The sequence below is a fragment of the Pseudogulbenkiania sp. NH8B genome (assembly GCF_000283535.1).
GTDB lineage: Bacteria > Pseudomonadota > Gammaproteobacteria > Burkholderiales > Chromobacteriaceae > Pseudogulbenkiania > Pseudogulbenkiania ferrooxidans.
In genome coordinates this window covers 3,558,458-3,575,829 of record NC_016002.1, presented here as the reverse complement: position 1 = coordinate 3,575,829, position 17,372 = coordinate 3,558,458, and the positions used below count along the sequence as shown (strand labels likewise).

Annotated in this window: 19 protein-coding genes; 12 read left to right on the top strand and 7 right to left on the bottom strand. The window is 66.4% G+C overall.

Translation table 11 applies throughout. The annotated features are described in order from the left end of the window. Positions 1–118 precede the first annotated feature (118 nt). Positions 119–1,009, bottom strand: a complete 891-nt coding sequence (gcvA, locus tag NH8B_RS16540; RefSeq protein ID WP_014088276.1) for a transcriptional regulator GcvA — start codon at positions 1,007–1,009, stop codon at positions 119–121. Between the two features lie 76 nt (positions 1,010–1,085). Between gcvA and NH8B_RS16535 the strand changes: the two genes are divergently transcribed. The 9 genes from NH8B_RS16535 (at position 1,086) to NH8B_RS16495 (ending at position 9,556) form a co-directional block, all read left to right on the top strand. Then, positions 1,086–1,640, top strand: a complete 555-nt coding sequence (locus tag NH8B_RS16535; protein ID WP_014088275.1) for a chromate transporter — start codon at positions 1,086–1,088, stop codon at positions 1,638–1,640. Continuing rightward, positions 1,637–2,158: a chromate transporter gene (locus NH8B_RS16530; RefSeq protein WP_014088274.1), complete on the top strand. Its 522-nt coding sequence runs from the start codon at positions 1,637–1,639 to the stop codon at positions 2,156–2,158. The genes NH8B_RS16535 and NH8B_RS16530 overlap by 4 nt, the downstream gene beginning before the upstream one ends. Positions 2,159–2,237: 79 nt before the next feature. Continuing rightward, positions 2,238–3,305: a uroporphyrinogen decarboxylase gene (gene hemE / locus NH8B_RS16525; RefSeq protein WP_014088273.1), complete on the top strand. Its 1,068-nt coding sequence runs from the start codon at positions 2,238–2,240 to the stop codon at positions 3,303–3,305. Positions 3,306–3,677: 372 nt separating this feature from the next. Then, positions 3,678–5,855 (top strand): primosomal protein N', encoded by a 2,178-nt coding sequence (locus NH8B_RS16520; protein WP_041703080.1) that lies wholly within the window; start codon positions 3,678–3,680, stop codon positions 5,853–5,855. Then, positions 5,855–7,288, top strand: a complete 1,434-nt coding sequence (gene dacB, locus NH8B_RS16515; protein WP_014088271.1) for a D-alanyl-D-alanine carboxypeptidase/D-alanyl-D-alanine endopeptidase — start codon at positions 5,855–5,857, stop codon at positions 7,286–7,288. The genes NH8B_RS16520 and dacB overlap by 1 nt, the downstream gene beginning before the upstream one ends. Continuing rightward, complete coding sequence (gene grxC / locus NH8B_RS16510; protein WP_008954847.1) at positions 7,285–7,542, top strand: glutaredoxin 3; 258 nt, start codon at positions 7,285–7,287, stop codon at positions 7,540–7,542. Before dacB ends, grxC begins: the two co-directional genes overlap by 4 nt. Before the next feature lie 92 nt (positions 7,543–7,634). Next, on the top strand, positions 7,635–8,087 hold the full coding sequence (secB, locus tag NH8B_RS16505) for a protein-export chaperone SecB (protein WP_008954848.1): 453 nt from the start codon (positions 7,635–7,637) through the stop codon (positions 8,085–8,087). A gap of 5 nt (positions 8,088–8,092) precedes the next feature. Beyond that, positions 8,093–8,539 (top strand): SH3 domain-containing protein, encoded by a 447-nt coding sequence (locus NH8B_RS16500; protein ID WP_014088269.1) that lies wholly within the window; start codon positions 8,093–8,095, stop codon positions 8,537–8,539. Positions 8,540–8,551: 12 nt separating this feature from the next. Next, positions 8,552–9,556, top strand: coding sequence for an NAD(P)H-dependent glycerol-3-phosphate dehydrogenase (locus tag NH8B_RS16495; protein WP_014088268.1), 1,005 nt, complete (start codon positions 8,552–8,554; stop codon positions 9,554–9,556). Between the two features lie 64 nt (positions 9,557–9,620). On the opposite strand, the gene NH8B_RS16490 is transcribed toward NH8B_RS16495, so the two are convergent. From NH8B_RS16490 to aroQ, 6 genes are all read right to left on the bottom strand, one after another. Further along, entirely contained in the window at positions 9,621–10,133 is a 513-nt protein-coding gene (locus NH8B_RS16490) for a redoxin domain-containing protein (RefSeq protein ID WP_232503490.1), read from the bottom strand. A 307-nt stretch (positions 10,134–10,440) separates the two neighbouring features. Beyond that, entirely contained in the window at positions 10,441–11,592 is a 1,152-nt protein-coding gene (locus NH8B_RS16485; RefSeq protein WP_014088266.1) for a DUF3426 domain-containing protein, read from the bottom strand. Next, positions 11,589–12,485, bottom strand: a complete 897-nt coding sequence (prmA, locus tag NH8B_RS16480) for a 50S ribosomal protein L11 methyltransferase (protein WP_041703078.1) — start codon at positions 12,483–12,485, stop codon at positions 11,589–11,591. The genes NH8B_RS16485 and prmA overlap by 4 nt, the downstream gene beginning before the upstream one ends. After that, positions 12,485–13,843 carry an acetyl-CoA carboxylase biotin carboxylase subunit gene (gene accC, locus NH8B_RS16475; RefSeq protein WP_008954854.1) on the bottom strand — a complete coding sequence of 453 codons (1,359 nt, stop codon included), beginning with the start codon at positions 13,841–13,843 and terminating at the stop codon, positions 12,485–12,487. Before accC ends, prmA begins: the two co-directional genes overlap by 1 nt. A 90-nt stretch (positions 13,844–13,933) precedes the next feature. Further along, on the bottom strand, positions 13,934–14,389 hold the full coding sequence (gene accB / locus NH8B_RS16470; RefSeq protein ID WP_014088264.1) for an acetyl-CoA carboxylase biotin carboxyl carrier protein: 456 nt from the start codon (positions 14,387–14,389) through the stop codon (positions 13,934–13,936). Between the two features lie 40 nt (positions 14,390–14,429). After that, entirely contained in the window at positions 14,430–14,879 is a 450-nt protein-coding gene (gene aroQ / locus NH8B_RS16465; protein WP_008954856.1) for a type II 3-dehydroquinate dehydratase, read from the bottom strand. A gap of 287 nt (positions 14,880–15,166) precedes the next feature. Between aroQ and queA the strand changes: the two genes are divergently transcribed. The 3 genes from queA (at position 15,167) to ubiE (ending at position 17,367) form a co-directional block, all read left to right on the top strand. Beyond that, positions 15,167–16,192, top strand: a complete 1,026-nt coding sequence (queA, locus tag NH8B_RS16460) for a tRNA preQ1(34) S-adenosylmethionine ribosyltransferase-isomerase QueA (RefSeq protein WP_014088263.1) — start codon at positions 15,167–15,169, stop codon at positions 16,190–16,192. Positions 16,193–16,261: 69 nt separating this feature from the next. Beyond that, on the top strand, positions 16,262–16,630 hold the full coding sequence (locus tag NH8B_RS16455; protein ID WP_014088262.1) for a gamma-butyrobetaine hydroxylase-like domain-containing protein: 369 nt from the start codon (positions 16,262–16,264) through the stop codon (positions 16,628–16,630). A 2-nt stretch (positions 16,631–16,632) separates the two neighbouring features. Continuing rightward, positions 16,633–17,367, top strand: coding sequence for a bifunctional demethylmenaquinone methyltransferase/2-methoxy-6-polyprenyl-1,4-benzoquinol methylase UbiE (gene ubiE, locus NH8B_RS16450; protein WP_014088261.1), 735 nt, complete (start codon positions 16,633–16,635; stop codon positions 17,365–17,367). The last annotated feature ends 5 nt before the right edge of the window (positions 17,368–17,372 follow it).

Here is a 17,372-nt window from a genome sequence, read left to right as displayed (position 1 = left end):
CAGCCTGGTAACGGGCTGGCGGCCAATGCCGTTTGGGCGTATTGGAATTACCAGACGCGGTAGCCCCTGCCGGTCTGCATGCCTGCGCTGCGGCGCTGATGGGAGGGCGCCGCTCGGCTCACTCGCTGCCGGTGGCCTCTTCCTCCAGCCAGGCACAAAAGGCCGACACCAGTTCGTCTCCCACCAGGCTTTGCGGCACGACCCAGCAATAGCCCTTGACCACCACTTCCGGTCCCGGCAGTGGGGCCACCAGCTTGCCGGAGGCGAGTTCTTCCTCGATCACCGGCAGTGGACCGAGCGTGACGCCGAGACCGTCGATGGCGGCCTGCAGTGCCAGGTAGTAGTGGTCGAAATGCTGGGTGGCGGCGGGCTGCAGGGCCGGTGCCCCGGCGGCGGCGAGCCAGCGTTCCCAGGCGACCGGCCGGGTTTCCGAGTGCAGCAGGGTGTGCTGGGCGAGATCGGCCACGCTGGCGATGGGGTGGCGTGCGAGCAGCGCCGGGCTGCACACCGGCAGTTCACGCTCGGCAAGAAAGGCATGGGCGACGAAGCCGCGCCAGTGCTCCTGACTGCGGCGGATGGCGATGTCGAAGTCGGCGTTCTGGTTGTTGATGGCGGCGTCGGAGGTGGCCAGGCGCAGTTCGACGCCAGGGTAGCGCAGCTGGAAGCGGGTGAGGCGCGGCAGCAGCCAGTGCATGGCGAGCGTCGGCGTGACGTTGATCTGAAGGCGGCGGCCCTGGCGGCGCGCGGTGAGGGCCTCGGTGGCGCCGGCAATGCCGTCGAACGCCGTCTGCAGCGCCGGCAGGTAGGCCTGGCCGGCGGCGTTGAGCGTGACGCGGCGGCCGCGCCGCTCGAACAGGGTGAAACCGAGCCAGTCTTCGAGTTGCTGCACCTGGCGGCTGATGGCGCCGTGGGTCACATGCAGGGCTTCGGCGGCGGCGCTGAAGCTGCCGAGACGAGCGGCGGATTCGAAGGCTCTGAGGGCGTTGAGCGGGGGGAGGCGACGGGACATGCAGTTGAGTTTATCTCACCAGCGTCGCCATAAAAACTCGTTTGTGCCGTGCCGGCCGCAGGGGTAGCCTTGCGCCATGGATACCACTCTGCATACCCCCCGCCGGCAGGAGTTGTTTGCCGGTTTCTTTTCTGTCGGGCTGTCCGGCTTCGGCGGCGTGCTGCCGCTGGCGCATCGCATGCTGGTGATGCAGCGGCGTTGGCTGTCCGATGCCGAATTCACCGAGGTGCTGGGGCTGGGACAGGTGCTGCCCGGGCCCAATATCGTCAACGTGGCGGTGGCGGTCGGCTCGCGCTTTCACGGTGTCAGCGGTGCGCTGGCGGCGGTGGGCGGGCTGATGCTGGCGCCCTTGGTGATCGTGCTGTCGCTCGCCACGCTGTATGGGCATTACCAGTCCGTGCCGGCCTTGCGCGGGGTGCTGGCGGGCCTGGCGTCGGCGGGGGCCGGGCTGGTGGTGGCGATGGGACTGAGGTTGGCCGAAAAGCTGGAGCGCCGCGGCTGGTGCCTGGCGATCGCGCTGCTCACCCTGGTCGCGGTCGGGCTATGGCGCCTGCCGCTCTTGGCGGTGCTGTTGGTGCTGGCACCGCTGGCGATCGCGCTGGCGTGGCGGACAAGGGAGCGGCGCTCATGAGCGTGCTGCTGTCGCTGCTGGGGACGTTTTCGCTGTTTTCGCTGATGGCGGTGGGGGGCGCGAATGCGCTGCTGCCGGAAATCCACCGTTACGTGGTGGAGTCGAATGGCTGGATGACCGGAACGGAGTTCGCCGCCCTGTTCGCCATCGCCCAGGCCGCGCCCGGGCCCAATGTGCTGGTGGTCAGCCTGATCGGCTGGAAGGTGGCGGGCGTCCCGGGGGCGCTGGTGAGCACGCTGGGCATGTGCGGGCCGTCGTCGCTGCTGAGTTTCTACGTGGCGCGGTTGTGGCAGCGATTTCGTTCCTCGCCGTGGCGCCGGGTGATCGAACGCGGGCTGGCGCCGGTGACGATCGGCCTGGTGCTGGGCAGTGCCTGGCTGTTGAGCCGTTCCGCCAACGACGGCTGGGCTTCCTGGCTGCTGTGTGGGGCGACCGCCATGGTGGCGTGGAAGAGCCGCCTCAATCCGTTGTGGCTGTTGGGCGCGGGTGCCTTGCTGGGCTGGCTGGGGCTGGTATGAAATCGGGCTCGACGGCTACGAGCCGGCAGGGATGAAGGCGGGGTATAATGAAAAATGAAACCAATCACTGCCATTCATCATGACCACGCTCAAGAATGATACTTTCCTGCGGGCCCTGCTCAAGGAGCCCGTTGAATACACCCCAATCTGGATGATGCGCCAGGCCGGCCGCTACCTGCCGGAATACCGCGCCACGCGCGCGCGCGCCGGCAGCTTCATGGGCTTGTGCACCAGCCCGGAGTTCGCCACCGAGGTGACGCTGCAGCCGCTGGAGCGTTTCCCGCTGGATGCCGCCATCCTGTTCTCCGACATCCTCACCGTGCCGGATGCGATGGGGCTGGGACTCTACTTCGCCGAGGGCGAGGGGCCCAAGTTCCAGCACCCGCTGCGTGACGAGGCCGCCATCAAGGCGCTTTCCGTGGCGCCGATGGAGAAGTTGCAATACGTGTTCGACGCCGTGACCAGCATCCGCAAGGCGCTGGACGGCCGGGTGCCGCTGATCGGCTTCTCCGGCAGTCCGTTCACGCTGGCCTGCTACATGATCGAAGGCGGTGGCTCGGACGACTTCCGCAACGTCAAGGCGATGCTGTACAGCCGCCCGGAACTGCTGCATCACATCCTCGACATCAACGCGCGTACCGTCACCGACTACCTCAACGCCCAGATCGACGCCGGGGCGCAGGCGGTGCAGATCTTCGATACCTGGGGCGGGGCGCTGACCCACGCGGCCTACAAGACTTTCTCGCTGGCCTACATGCAGAAGATCATCGCCGGCCTCAAGCGCGAGGCGGACGGACGGCGGGTGCCGGTGATCGTGTTCACCAAGGGCGGCGGTCAGTGGCTGGAAGACATCGCCACGATCGGTGCTGACGCCATCGGGCTCGACTGGACTACCGACATCGCCGATGCCCGTCGCCGTGTCGGCGGCGAGGTGGCGCTGCAGGGCAACCTCGACCCCAACGTGCTGTTTGCCAGCCCGGAGGGCATCGAGAAGGAAGTCAGCCGCATCCTGTCCTCCTACGGCCAGGGCAGCGGCCACGTGTTCAACCTGGGGCACGGCATTTCCCAGTTTGTGAACCCCGATCACGCCGCGGTGCTGGTCGAGGCGGTGCATCGGCTGTCGGTTCCCTACCATTACCACGGTTGAGACGTTGTCATAGCCAACCGGGGGTATATATGCCCATGCGGCCATTGGTTTTCCAGTGGCCGTTTTACTTTTCGGGTTTTTGCTGTCAAGGGATTGACAGGGTTTCCAACAGTTGTTCCATGACTTATGCACACCGGCGTGGCCCGCGGATGAGGCGTGAGCCGGGTTTGACCCAGCTTGGAGCGAAGTAATTAAGTCGTTGAATTAATTGATAAATATAATTTGATTAATTTTTGTGCAACCTGACTGCAATGGCCTGTATCAGCCATTCGGCATCGCCGCAAGGCAGTTGTGCACAAAGTTATCCACAGCTTCTGTGGGCAGGTGGCTTAAAGCCTTGCCAGAACAGGGTTTGCGCGGGGGGAGCGAATGATGGCGGAGGAGTACGCGGTTCAGGTGGCCGTGGACGTGCCCCTTTTTGGAACGTTCAGCTACTTGACCCATCTGCCGTTGCGCGCGGGACAGCGGGTCAGGGTGCCGTTCGGCCCGCGCCGGGTGTGTGGCTTCATTACCAACGATATACCTGCCGAGGGTATCGAGACCGGCCGCCTGAAACGGGTTGAGGAGCTGTTCGACGAGTTGCCGCCGCTGCCGGCCACGCTGCTCGCGATGGTGCGCTTCGCCGCCGACTATTACCACCATCCCATCGGCCAGACCCTGTTTACCGCGCTTCCCGGTGCGCTGCGCACCGACCGCGCGGTACGGCTCGAGGACGAGCGCCTGTGGCAGCTGACCGGGGCAGGGTTGGCCGAAGAACCCCCGGCACGGCAAAAGGCGCGCCGGGCGCTGTGGCAGGCCTTGCAGGACGGCCCGCTGACCAACGCGGCGGTGCGTGGTGTCAGCGCCCAGGCCGGGCGTATCCTGGCCGACTGGCTGCAGGAGGGCCGGGCTGAGCGCATGGCGCCGGAAGCGCTGCCGCTGCGCGTCGCCCCGGCGCCGAGCCTGAACGACGAGCAGCAGCGGGCGCTGGAGGCCCTGTCGGAAACGCGTGACGACTTCGCCCCCTACGTGCTGCACGGTATTACCGGCAGTGGCAAGACCGAAGTCTACCTGCGCCTGATCGAGCGGGTGCTGGCGGCCGGGCGCCAGGTGCTGTTGCTGGTGCCGGAAATCAACCTGACGCCGCAGCTGATCGAGCGCTTCACCGGGCGCTTTCCCGCCACGCGGGTGGTGATGCTGCACAGCCACCTGGCCGACGGCGAGCGCCTCAAGGGCTGGGTCGACGCCTGGCAAGGGCGCGCCGGCATCGTCATCGGTACCCGGCTGGCGGTGTTCACGCCGCTGCCGCGGCTGGGGCTGATCGTGGTCGACGAGGAGCACGACGGCTCGTTCAAGCAGCAGGACGGCCTGCGCTACCACGCTCGCGACCTGGCGGTGTGGCGCGCGCGTCAGGAGCGGGTGCCGATCGTGCTGGGCAGCGCCACGCCCAGCCTGGAGACCATGGCCAACGTCGCGGCCGGACGTTACCGGCGCCTGACCCTGAGCCGACGCGCCCACGACGCGGCGCGGCTGCCGACGATCCGGCTGGTGGACACGCGTCGGATCAAGCTGGTGGAAGGGTTGGCCGAAGTGGTGATCGCCGCGCTCAAGGCGCGCGTGGCGCGCGGCGAGATGAGTCTGGTGTTCATCAACCGGCGCGGCTTCGCCCCGGTGGTCGCCTGCACCGACTGTGGCTGGCTGTCGGGTTGCCCGCGCTGCTCGGCCAAGCTGGTGGTGCATCTCGCCGAACGCAAGATGCGCTGCCACCACTGCGGCTGGGAGGAAGCGGTGCCGCCGGTCTGCCCCGACTGCGGCAACGTCGACCTCAAGCCGCTGGGACAGGGCACGCAGCGCCTGGAGGCGGCGCTGGCGCGGCTGCTGCCGGAAGCGCGCCTGCTGCGCATCGACCGCGACACCACGCGCCACAAGGCGGCCTGGGACGAGGTCTACCGCAAGGTGCACGCCGGCGAGGTGGACGTGCTGGTGGGCACGCAGATGCTGGCCAAGGGGCACGATTTCGGCGCGCTGTCGCTGGTCACGGTGCTGAACGCCGACGGCGGGCTGTACTCCGCCGACTACCGCGCCGCCGAGCGACTGTTCGCCCAGCTCATGCAGGTGGCCGGCCGCGCCGGCCGCGCCGAGGCGCCGGGCGAGGTGCTGGTGCAGACGCAATGGCCGGAGCACCCGCTGTACCAGGCGCTGCTGCGCCACGACTTCGACGGCTACGCCCAGACCCTGCTCGAGGAGCGGCGCATGGCGGGCTTCCCGCCGGCGGTGTACCAGGCCCTGCTGCGTGCCGACGCCTACGAAATCGCCACGGCCACCGCCTTCCTGACCGCGCTGCGCGCCGAGGCCGAGCCGCACGCCGACGGCGTGCTGGTATCCGGCCCGGCGCCGGCGCTGATGGTGCGTCTCGCCAACCGCGAGCGCGCCCAACTGGTGTTCGAGAGCGGCAGCCGCGCCGCGCTGCACGCCCTGCTCGAACGACTCGTCCCGTTGGCCGAACGGCTGGCCAAGGCGCACGGCCGCGCCTTGCGCTGGTCGCTCGACGTCGACCCGCAGGAGATGTGATGAAACGATTACGCGCCGTGGCGCTGCTGATGCTGGCCTGCTGGACGCTGCCGGCCAGCGCGCTGGAACTGTACGGCATCCCGGCCGACGACATCGCGTTGTGGGCGGCGCCGGTGGAAGGCAGGGGCGTCTTTGAGGCGTACCGCGCCGAGCAGGCCGTCAATCCGGCTTCCACCATGAAGCTGTTGACCGGCTGGAGCGCGCTGACCCGGCTCACCCCCGACTACCGCTGGCATAGCGAGCTGGTGTCGGCGGCGCCGTTGCGGCACGGTGTGCTGCAGGGCGATCTGTACTGGATCGGCTCAGGCGACCCGCGTTTTGCCAACCGTGACTTGCAGGGCATGCTGCGCACCTTGCGCGCGCGCGGCATCGAGCGCATCCAGGGCCGGCTGCTGCTCGACAAGCGTGCCTTCAGCCGCATCGGCAGCGCCAGCGATTTCGGTGGCGATGTCGGGCGCGTATTCATGGTCGATCCCGACACCCACCTCACCGGGCTCAAGGTGGCCTGGTTGCGCTTCTTCAACGACGGCAACGGCGCCCGCGTCACGCTCGATCCGCCGTTGGCCGGGGTGCGTCTGAGCAGCGCCCTGAGCGACGGCGGCGAGGGCCCTTGCGACGACGTGCGGCGGGTCGTCAGCATTCAGGTTGAGAACGAGCAGGTCAGCGTCAGCGGTGCCTTGCCGAGAAGCTGCGACGGGGCGCAGAGCTACGTCAACGTGCTCGACCACGACCAGTACGCCGCCCAGGCCTTCGCCGCATTGTGGCGCGAGCTGGGCGGGCGCGGACCGGCGGCCAGCGGCCGTGGCACGGCGCCGCCTGAGGCGCGTGTGCTGGCCAGCCACGACTCCGACCCCTTGCCGGCCGCCTTGGCTGACATCAACAAGTACAGCAACAACACCATGGCGCGCGCGCTCTTCCTGACGCTGGGGCGGGTGGCCGGCGGCAGCGGCGACACCGTGGCCGACGCCGAGCGCGCCGTGCGGGAAACGTTGGCCGAAGCCGGCATTCCCGCCGCACCGCTGGCGCTGGAGAACGGCGCAGGGCTGTCGCGCCAGGAACGCGTCTCGGCCAGGCTGCTGGGCGAAGTGCTAAGGAGCGCGGCGCGTGGTCCCTACGCCGGCGAGTTCCTGGCCAGCCTGCCGATCGCCGCGGCGGACGGCACGTTGAAGAAGCGCTTTGCCAACCTGGGACCGCGCCTGCGGCTGAAGACCGGCACGCTCGACGGCGTACGCGCCCTGGCCGGTTACTGGCAGGCGGCCGACGGCCGCCGGCTTGCCATCGTCGCCATCGTCAACAGCCCGCGCGCGGCCGAACTGATGCCGGCGCTGGACCGGGTGGTGAGTGACCTGGTGACGCGTTTTGATCCCGCCGCCGGCGTGCCGCCGGAGTATAATTTGCCGCTACCTCCAAGCCTTCCTGTGGAACCCCGATGAAACCCGTAACCATGTACACCACCGCCGTCTGCCCCTACTGCATCCGTGCCAAGCAACTGCTGGCACGCAAGGGCGTGGCCGGCATCACCGAAATCCGCGTCGACCTGGAACCGGCCGAGCGCGAGAAGATGATGAGCCGCACCGGCCGCCGCACCGTGCCGCAGATCTACATCGGCGACAGCCACGTCGGCGGCTTCGACGATCTGGCTGCGCTCGAGCACGCCGGCAAGCTCGACGTGCTGCTGGCGGACTGACGGTGGCTCCGGCCGCGCTTTCATGCGATGATGCCGGCTGATTTTTCCCTTATTTGATTCCACCCCATGGCGGGTGTCAGGCGAGATTGAACATGAGCGAACAACAAGAAGTGCAACCGGTTTTCTCCATCGAAAAAATCTACGTAAAGGACCTGTCCCTCGAAGTGCCGAACGCCCCGCAGGTGTTCCTCGAGCAGGCCCAGCCAGACATCGACATGCAGCTCGCCTCGGAAGGCAAGCTGATCGAAGACGGCTTCTACGAGTGCACGCTGACCGTCACCGTGACCGCCAAGCTGCCGGAAAAGACCATGTTCCTGGCCGAAGTGGCGCAGGCCGGCATCTTCCAGATCCGCGACGTGCCGGCCGACGACATCGAGCCGATCCTCGGTGTGGCCTGCCCGAACATCCTGTTCCCGTATGCGCGCGAAACCGTGTCCAGCCTGGTGAACCGCGCCGGCTTCCCGCCGGTGCTGCTGTCGCCGATCAACTTCGAGTCGCTGTACATGCAGCAGCGCGCCCAGTTGGCCGAAGCCGGCAACGCCTGATCCGTATGAAGAAGTCCCTCGTCGTCTCGCTGCTGTTGGCCGCCGGGTTTGCCGCCCCGCTGGCCAACGCACTGGAGTTTCGCTCGGTCAAGGAGACCGGCGTGGCGTTGTACGAAGCGCCGGCGCTGAATGCGAAGAAGCTGTTCGTGGTCAGCCGCTACTACCCGGTCGAAGTGCTGACGAGCCAGAAGGAGTGGTCGCGCGTGCGCGACGCCACCGGCGGCATCGCCTGGATTCCGGCGGCAGCCTTGTCCACGCAGCGCATGCTGCTGGTGGTGGTCGACAAGAGCGAAGTGCACGCCGAGGCCGATGCCGCCTCGCCGTTGCGCTTCAGCGTGCCGCGCGACGGCGTGCTCGAACTGCTCGAGCCGCCCAAGGCCGGCTGGGTCAAGGTGCGCCATCGCGACGGCAGCGAAGGTTACGCCCGTATCACCGACCTCTGGGGCCTGTAAACGGGAGATCGCATGAAACTGGCTGTGCTGGGAGCGGGTGCCTGGGGCACCGCTTTGGCGATCGCCTACGCGCGCCATCACCATGTCACCCTGTGGGCGCGCGACGCCGACCAGGTGGCCCAGATGGCGGCGGAGCGTCTCAATACCCGCTATTTGCCGGGCTGCCCGCTGCCCGACGAGCTGGCCTTGAGCGCCGAGCTGTCGCATGCCGTTGACGGCGCCGACCTGATCCTGATCGTCACGCCGATGGCCGGGCTGCGCCCGACCCTGCGCGCGCTGACCGCCCTGTCTTCCGGGTTGCCCCCGCTATTGTGGGCCTGCAAGGGTTTCGAGGTGGGCTCCAGCCTGCTGCCGCACCAGGTGGTGGCGGAGGAGCTGCCGCCCGGCGTGCCGTGCGGGGTGCTGTCCGGCCCGAGCTTCGCGCGCGAGGTGGCGATGGGGCTGCCGGCCGCGCTCGCCGTGGCCTCGGACGACTACGCCTTCGCCAAGCGCATGGCGCGCACGCTCAACAGCCCGCGGCTGCGGCTCTACGCCAATGACGACCTGGTCGGCGTCGAGGTGGGGGCGGCGGTGAAGAACGTCATGGCGATCGCCACCGGCGTCGCCGACGGCCTGCAGTTCGGCATGAACGCCCGCGCCGCGCTGATCACCCGTGGCCTGGCCGAGATCACCCGGCTGGCGCTGGCGCTGGGAGGCAGCCAGCAGAGCATGATGGGCTTGGCCGGCATGGGCGATCTGATCCTTACCTGCACCGGCGCGCTGTCGCGCAACCGTCAGGTCGGCCTCAAGCTGGCCGAAGGCAAGTCGTTGGAGCAGATTCTGCAGGAACTGGGCCACGTTGCCGAAGGGGTGCCGACTGCACGCGAGGTGCTGACCATGGCCGAGCGGCTCGAGGTCGACATGCCGATCACCGCCGCGGTGTGCGGCCTGCTCTATCACGGCAGCGATCCGCACAAGGTGGTGGAGGAACTGCTGGGACGCGAGCCGAAGTCGGAATCGGGCGAGCGCCTGGACTGAAAGCTCGCCATGCTGGCAGCAAGCCACCCTAGGGTGGCTTTTTGTTTGTCAGGTGCGACCCGCCTCAGCGCCCTTCGATGGTCTTGGCGATACTGGCGAAGTCGAATAGGTCTTCGGTGCCGCGCAGGCGTTCGGCGTAGATCACCTGATCCCGCGAATCGGTCAGGATCAGCGACGGGGCGGTGTAGCCCGCCAGCGGATAATCGGCGATCAGCACACCGTAGAACTTGTGAAAATCGCGCCCGCGCAGCGTCGAGAGCAGCGTCACCCCGGGCAGACCGTGCTCGCGGCGTGCGCGACGCAGGGTTGATGGCGAGTCCACCGAGATCACAAACAGCCGCAGGCCGGGCCATTGCTCCAGAAAGCGCCGCGTCTCCTGCAGCAGTTCGATCCCGCCGTATTCCTGCTCGTCGAGCGACAGCAAGGTGATGATCGCCTTGGGCGAGCCATGGAATTGCTCTAGCGAGACGTCGTTCAGGTTTTCGTCGACCAGCATGAAACTGTGCAGCGGATTGCCGACCTGGGGAAAGTCGCCAAGCACCTGCAAGGCGTCGTCACGGTGCTGCAGTGTAAACATGTACATGTCCTGTTTTCTCCTGCGTTATCTACTCATGGTGGACGAGATCGGGCAGAAAACAAGCGGAAATCAGGGAGGGCAACGAAAAAGCCGCCAGATGGCGGCTTGTCGGAGAGGCATGGAACACAGCACCTATGGCCGTAGGTGAGCGAGCCAAAGCAACTTGAGTGCCGCCAGCGTTCAGGAACCGGACTGTATCCCGAGTACATGAAAATTCCGCGTCGCTGAGACAATCGGAGATCGGCACGCCGTACTGCCGGCGCTCAAGATGAGAAGGCGTGGTCGCCTGATGAACAGCCTCTCAGGTTCAGGGGTAGAACCAGAGTAGGCTGTAGCCCATTGCGCGGACCTTGCCGACGTCGAAGCGCATGGCGATGCGTATCTCGCTGTTACCCTTGAACTGCATGACCTTGTAGTCGTCGGGCTTGAGATATTCCTGCGGCGAGAACACCTTGCGGATCACCACCTGGTCCTCGGCATCCTTCAGCGTGACCTCCAGCATCGGATAAGCCTGCGGGTACGCGGCGTGGTTCTTCAGCGTGGCAGCCAGCTGGATCAGGTTCTGCTGATCGGGCACGAAGGACAGTTCCGACCATTCGGTTCGGATCAGCGCGCTGTCGGTTGGCAGCGGCACGCTGCAGCCGACGCCTTGGCACAGTTTTTCCAGCGTCGGGCGCAGTTCCGGCACCTCGGCGGCAATGCGGGTACGGTTGAGGTAGACCAGCTGCAGCGCCAGGGCCAGCACGCCGATCAACGCCACGCCGGCCATCAGCCAGGTTTGCCAGTTTCCCGCCCGGCGCGCCGCTGGCGGCGGGGGCTCGAAGCCGGGGAGGTCGGCGCCAGGGTCGAAGGCGGGCTCTTCGGCGTCCGCCTCCGGCATCACCATCACCGTGGCCCCCTTTGGCTGGCCACGTTCTTCCCGTGTTTCGGTTTCGTTGTGGGCACCACGCGTGGCGGGGGCGGCGTGTTCCGACAGCGTCTCTTCCAGCAGTGCTTGCAAGGGGTCGGCGGCGGGACGGGGCGGTGCTTCCGGCGCCGCGAACGGGTCGCCGATCGGCGCCGTGGCGTCACGGTGCTGCATCGCCTCGGACAGGGCGCGCTGGAACGTGGCCATGTCATTGGCGTCGGTGGCCGGCGCACTGGCGGTGGCTGCTGCAGCCGTCTCTACCGGCGGCGCCGTCTCGGTGGCCGGGGGGCTGCCCAGCGGGTCGAAGTCGGGCAACTCCAGCTCGAAGTCCTCGCCCGGGTCGGGGCGGCTGGTTGGCACGGCAGGGGCGGGCGAGGGCGGTATCGGTGGCGTCGGCGCGAGCAGCGGTGGCTCCGCCACGATCATGTGTTCGGTGGCGTTGAAGACATGCGCACAGCGCCCGCAGCGGACCAGGCCGTTGGCAACGGCGAGTTGGGCATCGCTAACCTTGAAGCGGGTCTGGCAGCCGGGGCACTGTGTCGTATGCGTCATACCGTGGCGTGTCGGGTTCCAGTGAGTCGGGTCCAGCCTTCGTCGAATACCGGCGGTTCCATGTCGAACCAGGTCGCGTAGATGGCGGACAGCTCTTCCGCCTGCTCCTGCAGGATGCCGGACAGGACGATCTTGCCGCCGGCCTTGACGTGGCCGGCAAGGAGTTCACCCAGCAGGCGCAGCGGGTTGGCCAGGATGTTGGCCAGCACCACGTCGTACTGCGCTGGCGGGGTGGCGTCGGGAAGGTAGAAACGGGCGACCACCTGGTTCTGGGCTGCGTTGTCCTGGCTGGCGCGCACCGCTTGCGGGTCGATGTCGATACCGACCGCCGAGGCCGCGCCGAGCTTGAGCGCGGCGATGGCCAGGATGCCCGAGCCGCAGCCGTAATCCAGCACGCTCTCGCCGCCCTTGATGTTGGCGTCGAGCCATTGCAGGCACAGCCGCGTGGTGGGGTGGCTGCCGGTGCCGAAGGCGAGGCCGGGGTCGAGCTGCAGGTTGACGGCAGCGGGGTCCGGGCTCTCGTGCCAGGTTGGCGTGATCCAGAGCCGTTCCGAGATGCGGATCGGCTCGAACTGGGCCTGGGTCAGTCGCACCCAGTCCTGTTCTTCGACCCGCTCCTCGGCATAGTGCGGCAACGCGATCCCGCACTGGGTGCTGGCGGCCGCGATGATCAGCGCGACGTCGGCGGCTTCGTCGAACAGGGCGATGATGCGGCTTTGGCTCCACAGCTTGTCGACCGGTTCGCCCGGTTCGCCGAAAATCGGCTGCTCCAGCTCGGTGCCGGCCAGCGCGTCCTCGATGGCGGCCGACAGTGCGCCGGCGTCCATCAGGGCGTCGGCCAGCTGCTCGGCTACCACGGAGTCGGTGTCAATGGTGGCTTGCAGCCAGGCCATCAGGCGCTCCCCTTCTTCATCTGGGCCAGACGCTCTTCCAGGTAGTGGATGCTGGTGCCGCCCTTCTGGAAGGCGCCGTCCATGAACAGTTCCTGGTGCAGCGGGATGTTGGTTTTGATGCCGGTGATCGCCATTTCGGACAGCGCCACGCGCATGCGCGCCATCGCTTGCTCGCGGGTGTCGCCGAAGGCGATCAGTTTTCCGACCATCGAATCGTAGTGCGACGGAACAGTGTAACCCTGGTAGATGTGCGAGTCGATGCGGATGCCCGGGCCGCCGGCCGGGTGGTAGCTCTCGATCTTGCCCGGGCTCGGCACGAAGGTGAACGGATCTTCGGCGTTGATGCGGCACTCCATGGCGTGCCCCTTGAATACGATATCCTTTTGCTTGTAGCGCAGTTTCTCGCCGGCGGCAATACGGATCTGTTCCTGCACGATGTCGATGCCGGTGATCATTTCCGTCACCGGGTGTTCGACCTGCACGCGGGTATTCATCTCGATGAAGTAGAACTCGCCGTTCTCATAGAGGAATTCGAAGGTGCCGGCGCCACGGTAGCTGATGCGGCGGCAGGCGTCGGCGCAGGCCTCGCCGATCTTCTTGCGCTGGGCGTCGGTGATACCCGGGGCCGGCGCTTCCTCGATGATCTTCTGGTGGCGGCGCTGCATCGAGCAGTCGCGCTCACCGAGGTAGATGGCGTTGCCGTACTCGTCGGACAGCACCTGGATCTCGATGTGGCGCGGCTGCTCGAGGAATTTCTCCATGTACACGGTCGGGTTGCCGAAGGCGGCCGCCGCTTCGGTGCGGGTCATGTTGACCGAATTGATCAGCGCCGCCTCGGTGTGCACCACGCGCATGCCGCGTCCGCCGCCGCCGCCAGAGGCCTTGATGATCACCGGGAAGCCGATCTTCTTGGCCATCTTGGTGATTTCGACCGGATCGTCCGGCAGCGCGCCGGCGGAGCCGGGCACGGTCGGCACCTTGGCTTCGATCATCGCTTGCTTGGCCGAGACCTTGTCGCCCATCAGGCGGATGGTTTCCGAGCGCGGGCCGATGAAGACGAAACCGGACTGCTCGACGCGTTCGGCGAAGTCGGCGTTTTCCGACAAGAAGCCGTAGCCGGGGTGGATGGCCTGGGCGTCGGTGACTTCGGCGGCGGCGATCAGCGCCGGCACGTTGAGGTAGCTCTGGCCGGACGGGGCGGGGCCGATGCAGACCGACTCGTCGGCCAGCTTGACGTACTTGGCGTCGCGGTCGGCTTCGGAGTGCACGACCACGGTCTTGATGCCCATTTCGCGGCAGGCGCGCTGGATACGCAGGGCGATCTCGCCGCGGTTGGCGATGAGGATTTTTTCAAACATGGGGAACACCCGTGAAAAGCGAAACGTGAAACGCGAAAAGTGAGGGCGGGCCGATCACTTTTCCCATTTCACGTTCCTCGATATTGGGACTTACTCGATGATGAACAGCGGCTCGCCGTATTCGACCGGCTGACCGTCTTCGGCCAGGATGGCCTTGATCACGCCGGAGCGGTCGGCTTCGATCTCGTTCATCAGCTTCATGGCTTCGATGATGCACAGGGTGTCGCCGGCGCTGACGCTCTGGCCGACTTCGACGAAAGCCTTGGTGCCCGGGCTCGGCGAGCGGTAGAAGGTGCCGACCATCGGCGACTTCAGTGCGTTCTTGCTGTCGATGGCGGCCGGCGCCGCGTCGACCACGGCGGCAGGGGCCGCGACCGGCGCCGCTGCCGGCATCTGAATGGCGTGCATCGGCTGGGCGTAGGTGATGTTGGCATTGGCCGATACGCGGGTGATGCGGACTTTTTCTTCGCCTTCGGTCACTTCGAGCTCGGCAATGCCGGATTCCTCGACGAGATCGATCAGTTTTTTCAGTTTGCGCAGGTCCATGGCGATCCTTCGAATGGGATGTTCTGTTTGGGGCAGGAACTCAGTTCCGGGCGGCAAGCTGCTTCACAGCATGCGCCAGGGCCAGTTCGTAGCCGTGTGCACCCAGCCCGCAGATGACGCCGACCGCCAGATCGGAAAAATACGAGTGCTGGCGGAAAGGTTCGCGGGCGTGGACGTTGGATAGGTGGATTTCGATGAAAGGGACTTTGACGCCGGCCAGCGCGTCCCGCAAGGCCACGCTGGTGTGCGTGAACGCGGCGGGATTAATCAGAATGAACGCGGTGCCGTCGTGCAGGGTCTGGTGCACGCGTTCGATCAACACGTGCTCGGCATTGCTTTGCAGCGCTTCCAGCGCAAAACCGGCGGCCTGGGCTTGTTCGCTCAGGCGTTGGTTGATGGCGTCGAGCGTTTCGCGGCCGTAATGTGCGGGCTCCCGAACCCCTAGCAGGTTCAGGTTGGGGCCGTGCAAAACAAGGATTTTTAGGGTCAAGACTTACGTCCCGTTCTTCATCATGGGCGCGAGTTTGCCGTAATTCGCTGCAAGATGTCCAGCTTTTGCAGTTTTTAACTCGTGTGTGATAGCGGCAGGAGTGTGGGGAAAATGCCGCGTGGGTGGGTATGGCTGGCGACAACCGGTCAATTGTAGTCGCCTGTGGCGGAATGTCCAGCCGCATCACGAGGCGGTAGCGACGCGGTCGGCGGTTCGCGTCTTCTGACCGCTGCCAGCGGAGGGCGATGGAGGGTATAATCGGGCGGTTTACCCGCGCGAACGAGCTTATGCAGTTATCCGATTTCGATTACCACCTGCCCGACGAACTGATTGCCCAGCATCCCCCCGAGCACCGCGGTGCCAGCCGCCTGCTGCACGTGGATGGCATGGCGCTCGCCGACCTGTCGTTCGGCGCGGTGCTGGAGCACATCCAACCGGGTGACGTGATGGTGTTCAACGATACCCGGGTGATCAAGGCGCGGTTGTTCGGCGAGAAGGCATCCGGCGGCAAGGTCGAGGCGCTGGTCGAACGGGTGCTCGATGAGCACACGGTGTGGGCGCACGTGCGCGCCAGCAAGTCGCCGAAGCCGGGCAGCACGATCACCTTTGCCGGCCGTTGGCAGGCCGAAATGGTGGAGCGCGACGATGCGCTGTTCAAGCTGCGCTTTCTCGACGCCGAGAACGTGTTCGACATCCTCGAGGCCTCGGGCAAGCTACCGCTGCCTCCTTATATCGAGCGCGATACCGACAGCGACGACGACAGCCGCTATCAGACCGTTTACGCCCGCGAGCGCGGTGCGGTCGCGGCGCCGACCGCCGGTCTGCACTTCACCGAGGCGATGCTGGACGCGTTGCGGGCCAAGGGCGTGATCCTGGCCTACGTGACGCTGCACGTCGGTGCCGGCACCTTCCAGCCGGTGCGGGTCGAGAACATCGCCGAGCACAAGATGCACAGCGAAATCTACGAGATTCCGCCGGCCACCGTGGACGCCATCGCCGCGGCGCACGCTGCCGGACGCAAGGTGCTGGCGGTAGGCACCACCAGCATGCGCGCGCTGGAATCGGCGGCGCAGGGTGGGGCGCTGGTGGCCGGGCGCGGTGAGACCGACATCTTCATCACCCCGGGCTACCGCTTCCGGGTGGTGGATCGCCTGCTCACCAACTTCCACCTGCCCAAGTCGACGCTGTTGATGCTGGTGTCGGCCTTCGCCGGGGTGGAACCCATCCGCAACGCCTACCGCCACGCGGTGGAACACCGTTACCGTTTCTTCAGCTATGGCGACGCCATGCTGCTGGAGAAGCAAGCCGACTGACCCGGATCAAGGTTGGCCGAAGACGCTTCGGCCAACCTTGAGGCCCGTTTTTGCACGATGGAGCACAGCATGGCCGCAGCCCACCCGACGCCCCTTCCGACGGAAATCAAACTGCATACCCAGTCGAAACGGCTGGAGATCACCTTCGACGACGGCGCCCGCTTCGAGCTGCCGTGCGAGTACCTGCGCGTCCATTCGCCGTCGGCCGAGGTGCGCGGCCACGGCGTCGGCAACGAGGTGCTGCAGGTCGGCAAGCGTCGCGTGGCGATCACCGCGCTGGAGCCGGTCGGCCACTACGCGCTGAAGATCGTGTTCGACGACGGTCACGACAGCGGGCTCTACAGCTGGGCCTATTTATACGAGCTGGGCGTCAAGCACGACCAGTACTGGCAGGATTATCTTGATCGACTCGCCGCCGCTGGCGCGAGCAGGGAGTAAGCATGGACAAGCAGACGCATTTCGGTTTCAAGACGGTCGACGAGAGCGAGAAGGCCGGCAAGGTGGCCGAGGTGTTCCACTCGGTGGCCAAGAAGTACGACGTGATGAACGACCTGATGTCCGGCGGGCTGCACCGGGTGTGGAAGCACTTCACCCTGAACACCGCCGGCGTCAAGCCGGGCGACAAGGTGCTGGACATCGCCGGCGGCACCGGCGACCTGTCGCGCGGCTGGTACCAGCGCGTCGGCAAGACCGGCGAGGTGTGGCTGACCGACATTAATAGCTCGATGCTGACGGTCGGGCGCGACCGCCTGCTCGACGAGGGCATCGTGCTGCCGGTGTCATTGGCCGACGGCGAGAAGCTGCCGTTCCCGGACAACTACTTCAACCTGGTGTCGGTCGCCTTCGGCCTGCGTAACATGACGCACAAGGACGCGGCGCTGAAGGAGATGCACCGCGTGCTGAAGCCCGGCGGCAAGCTCTTGGTGCTGGAGTTCTCCAAGGTGTGGAAGCCGCTGTCGCCGTTCTACGACCTGTACTCGTTCAAGGCGCTGCCGATCATGGGCAAGCTCGTCGCCAACGACGCCGCCAGCTACCAGTACCTGGCCGAATCGATCCGCATGCATCCGGACCAGGAAACCCTGAAGCAGATGATGCTCGATGCCGGTTTCGGCAAGGTCGACTACCACAACCTGTCAGCCGGCGTGGTCGCCTTGCACAAGGGCTACAAGTTCTGAGCGCC

What these genes read in the sequence shown, in the direction of transcription:
- secB (WP_008954848.1), top strand. Translation starts at nt 7,635, where the DNA reads ATGAGCGAACAACAAGAAGTGCAACCGGTTTTCTCCATCGAAAAAATC.
- accB (WP_014088264.1), bottom strand. Translation starts at nt 14,389, where the DNA reads ATGGACCTGCGCAAACTGAAAAAACTGATCGATCTCGTCGAGGAATCC.
- NH8B_RS16520 (WP_041703080.1), top strand. Translation starts at nt 3,678, where the DNA reads ATGGCGGAGGAGTACGCGGTTCAGGTGGCCGTGGACGTGCCCCTTTTT.
- grxC (WP_008954847.1), top strand. Translation starts at nt 7,285, where the DNA reads ATGAAACCCGTAACCATGTACACCACCGCCGTCTGCCCCTACTGCATC.
- NH8B_RS16455 (WP_014088262.1), top strand. Translation starts at nt 16,262, where the DNA reads ATGGCCGCAGCCCACCCGACGCCCCTTCCGACGGAAATCAAACTGCAT.
- queA (WP_014088263.1), top strand. Translation starts at nt 15,167, where the DNA reads ATGCAGTTATCCGATTTCGATTACCACCTGCCCGACGAACTGATTGCC.
- NH8B_RS16495 (WP_014088268.1), top strand. Translation starts at nt 8,552, where the DNA reads ATGAAACTGGCTGTGCTGGGAGCGGGTGCCTGGGGCACCGCTTTGGCG.
- NH8B_RS16530 (WP_014088274.1), top strand. Translation starts at nt 1,637, where the DNA reads ATGAGCGTGCTGCTGTCGCTGCTGGGGACGTTTTCGCTGTTTTCGCTG.
- ubiE (WP_014088261.1), top strand. Translation starts at nt 16,633, where the DNA reads ATGGACAAGCAGACGCATTTCGGTTTCAAGACGGTCGACGAGAGCGAG.
- dacB (WP_014088271.1), top strand. Translation starts at nt 5,855, where the DNA reads ATGAAACGATTACGCGCCGTGGCGCTGCTGATGCTGGCCTGCTGGACG.
- NH8B_RS16535 (WP_014088275.1), top strand. Translation starts at nt 1,086, where the DNA reads ATGGATACCACTCTGCATACCCCCCGCCGGCAGGAGTTGTTTGCCGGT.
- accC (WP_008954854.1), bottom strand. Translation starts at nt 13,843, where the DNA reads ATGTTTGAAAAAATCCTCATCGCCAACCGCGGCGAGATCGCCCTGCGT.
- gcvA (WP_014088276.1), bottom strand. Translation starts at nt 1,009, where the DNA reads ATGTCCCGTCGCCTCCCCCCGCTCAACGCCCTCAGAGCCTTCGAATCC.
- NH8B_RS16490 (WP_232503490.1), bottom strand. Translation starts at nt 10,133, where the DNA reads ATGTTTACACTGCAGCACCGTGACGACGCCTTGCAGGTGCTTGGCGAC.
- NH8B_RS16500 (WP_014088269.1), top strand. Translation starts at nt 8,093, where the DNA reads ATGAAGAAGTCCCTCGTCGTCTCGCTGCTGTTGGCCGCCGGGTTTGCC.
- NH8B_RS16485 (WP_014088266.1), bottom strand. Translation starts at nt 11,592, where the DNA reads ATGACGCATACGACACAGTGCCCCGGCTGCCAGACCCGCTTCAAGGTT.
- hemE (WP_014088273.1), top strand. Translation starts at nt 2,238, where the DNA reads ATGACCACGCTCAAGAATGATACTTTCCTGCGGGCCCTGCTCAAGGAG.
- prmA (WP_041703078.1), bottom strand. Translation starts at nt 12,485, where the DNA reads ATGGCCTGGCTGCAAGCCACCATTGACACCGACTCCGTGGTAGCCGAG.